We start from the raw sequence: 3,042 nt of genomic DNA, 5'->3' as shown, positions 1-3,042 counted from the left end.
GCGGCGCCCCCCTCCCCCCCCCCCGGGGGCGCGCGGGGGATCATATCTCGCGCGTGCGGGTCCCCTCCGGCGCGGCCGCCCCAGGGGCCCCCGCCGGGGGGGGGGGGGGAAGCCCGGTTGGTCCCCGAGCGAGGGCGCACGGGAACCAACCGGGCAACCGGCACCAGGGGGCGCCGGTCACCGGGGGAGAAGCCGACGACAACGACGATCGCGAGCAGCCGAGCCCGAGCACGCCCGCCTTCCCCGACCGCACACCGCGCCGCCGCAGCCGCAACCCGAGCCAGCGCACCCGCAAGACGACCACCCGCCTCTCCGACACCGAGAAAGCCGAGATCACCGCCGCCGCCAAGCTGCGCGGCGTCACCGTCGCCCGATTCCTCGCCACCGCCGGCCTCGCCGCCGCCCGCGGTACAACCGTCCTGCACTCCAACGAACGACTCGACACGGCCATCGACGAACTCGCCGCCCTGCGCACCGCGCTGGCCCGGATCGGCAACAACATCAACCAGATCGCCTACGTCCACAACGCCGGAGGACAGCCCCGACCCGGCGAACTCGACCACGCCCTCAGTGTTCTGACCCAGTCCCTCGGCCGCCTCGACGACGCGGCGAACAACCTGGTGACCAGGCGGCTGTGATGGTTCCCGACATCGGCCGCGGGTCCCGCACCCACGGCCTCCTCGTCTACCTCTACGGCCCCGGCAAGCGCGAGGAGCACACCGACGCACACCTCGTTGGCTCCTGGGACGGCTTCGCCCCCGATCCCGGGCGCGACACCAGCCCCGCCGCCGACCCGAAGGTCACCCTGGCCCGCCTCACCGCCGCCCTCGACCTCCGGGTCAAGCAGACCGGTGACCGTGCGCCCGCCAAGCACGTCTGGCACTGCTCGGTCCGCACCGCCCCCGGCGACCGTCGGCTCTCCGACGAGGAGTGGAACACCGTCGCCCAGCGCATCCTCCACGCCACCGGCATCGCCCCCGACGGTGATCCTGACGGCTGCCGGTGGATCGCCGTCCGCCACGCAGAAGACCACATCCACATCGTCGCCACCCTGGTCCGAGGCGACCTGCGCAATCCCCGCCTCAACTACGACTTCAACAAGGCCCAGGCGATCTGCCGACGCATAGAGGAAGAGAGGGGCCTACGTCGCCTCAACGCCGGTGACGGCACCGCGGCGAAGAATCCCACCAGCGCGGAGAAGTTCAAGGCCGAACGGACCGGCCGCCCCGAGACCTCCCGCGAGACGCTCCGCGAAGCCGTCCGACAAGCTGTCGCGGGAGCGGACAACGAGAAGGAGTTCTTCACCCGGATCCGCGAGGCCGGCCTTCGCATCAAGGTGCGCCACGCCCCGTCCGGCGACGCCCTCGGCTACAACGTCGCACTGCCCGGCGACCGCAACCGCAACGGCGAACCGGTCTGGTACCCCGGCTCCAAGCTCGCCCCCGACCTGTCCCTCCCGAAGATCCGCCTCCGGCTGGCCGACGGTACCGCCGAGCCCACAACGCCGCCAGCCGCCGACGACAGGGCAGACTGGTCCCCGCCGGCCCGAGAACGACGGAGCGCCACCGGCATCGCCGAGCGTGCCGCTCTCCTGCTCGACAACGACGAAGACGAGGCCGCCGCCCAGCTCATCGGCGTCGGAGAACTCCTGGACGCGGTCGCCCAGACCTCCCCAGCCGCCACCCGCGCCGAACTGGGCGCCGCCGCCCGCGCCTTCGAACGCGCCACCCGCAGCCACGTCCGAGCGGAACGCGCCGACACCCGGGCACTCCGCTCGGCGGCCCGGACCATCATCCAGGCCGGCAGCGCCCTCGGCCGCGGCGAAGACGGCGGCACCACCGCCATGCTCACCTCCACCCTGGTCCTCGTCGCCCTGGCCGCCGCCCGCTGGCACGCCGCCCGCGGCCACGCCCAGCAGGCCCACGCCTCCCGACAAACCGCCGAGCACCTACGAGCCGCCTACCGCCAAGCCGCCGCCACATCGATGCGGACCCTGCGCGATCAAGGCCGCGCCCTGCCCGAAGCCGAACGCCGAACCTACGAGGCCACCATCCGTACGGCCTTGGGGGAGGAGCAGCCACGAACGGACCGCTCGACGAAGACCGACGCCCTGACCGCCACCCTCGCCCAGGCCCAGCAAGCAGGCCACGACCCCAAGACCCTCCTCCAGAAGGCCATCAACATGCGCGAACTCGACACCGCCGAGGACGTACACGACGTCCTCATCTGGCGTCTACGACGCCTCGCCCACCTCCCCGCACACCCGGTCGAACCGCCCCGCCGCCCGAAACCCGGCGCCAGCCAGCCCAAGACCTCGGTCAACCACAACCGGACGGCACCAACGGCAACAACCCGCCCCACCACCTCCGACCCACGCTGGCGCTCACCGCGCCGCTGATCAGGGCGCGGCAGACCGGCCACCGCCCTGCCGCGCTCCGAGAAAACCCTGGACAACCAATTCCACCGGCTGTTACGGATGGAAACAGAAAGCCCCCACCGGGAGATGACGCTCGTGCCCAGAACCACCGCCCGCCCCGCAGCGCCGGCCCCCGCCTCGCCCGTCGTCCCCGTCGCCACCGACCCTCTGCTGCACCTCGAATACGAGACGCAGCCGCCCAGCAGCCCCGACGCGACGCGCTGCCTCAGCCACCCGCCCGAGCTGGCCCTCCGCGGAATCCCCGCGATGTGCTCGGCCTGCCGCGCCCGACGCGACTGGCTGCTCATCAACCACGGCCGCAACGTCTGGATCGTCTGCCGGTGCAGCAACCAGTGGCTCGAACCCGAGATCACCCGAGCCGACTTCGACGCCCTGGGCACCATCCCGGACGGAACGATCTACCTCAGCGTCGAACAGGGCCTCGCCGCGCTCGGCTTCGACGGGGCCTTCGCTGGCATCTACCTCGACTGAGCGAGCGATGTGCAAGCGCCGAGGGGGGGGGGGCGGCAAGGCGGGGGGCCCCCGCCCGGGGGGGGGGGTGCGGCCGGGGGGGGCGGTCGGGCGGCCCCCCGCGGAGCAGCGATGACGAGCACCGGGGCGCGGGG

Annotated in this window: 3 protein-coding genes; all 3 read left to right on the top strand. The window is 73.0% G+C overall.

From position 1 onward, the window contains the following. Positions 1-53: 53 nt before the first annotated feature. The 3 genes from ACFWWQ_RS25555 (at position 54) to ACFWWQ_RS25545 (ending at position 2,908) form a co-directional block, all read left to right on the top strand. Entirely contained in the window at positions 54-638 is a 585-nt protein-coding gene (locus tag ACFWWQ_RS25555; RefSeq protein WP_384600500.1) for a plasmid mobilization protein, read from the top strand. Further along, positions 638-2,398: a relaxase/mobilization nuclease domain-containing protein gene (locus ACFWWQ_RS25550; protein WP_384600497.1), complete on the top strand. Its 1,761-nt coding sequence runs from the start codon at positions 638-640 to the stop codon at positions 2,396-2,398. Before ACFWWQ_RS25555 ends, ACFWWQ_RS25550 begins: the two co-directional genes overlap by 1 nt. A gap of 105 nt (positions 2,399-2,503) precedes the next feature. Next, entirely contained in the window at positions 2,504-2,908 is a 405-nt protein-coding gene (locus tag ACFWWQ_RS25545) for a hypothetical protein (protein WP_384600635.1), read from the top strand. The last annotated feature ends 134 nt before the right edge of the window (positions 2,909-3,042 follow it).

This window comes from Streptomyces sp. NPDC059080 (genome assembly GCF_042739975.1).
Taxonomy (GTDB): Bacteria; Actinomycetota; Actinomycetes; order Streptomycetales; family Streptomycetaceae; genus Streptomyces; species Streptomyces benahoarensis.
Note: the sequence above shows the minus strand (reverse complement) of the source record. Positions and strands in the feature narration are given on the sequence as shown.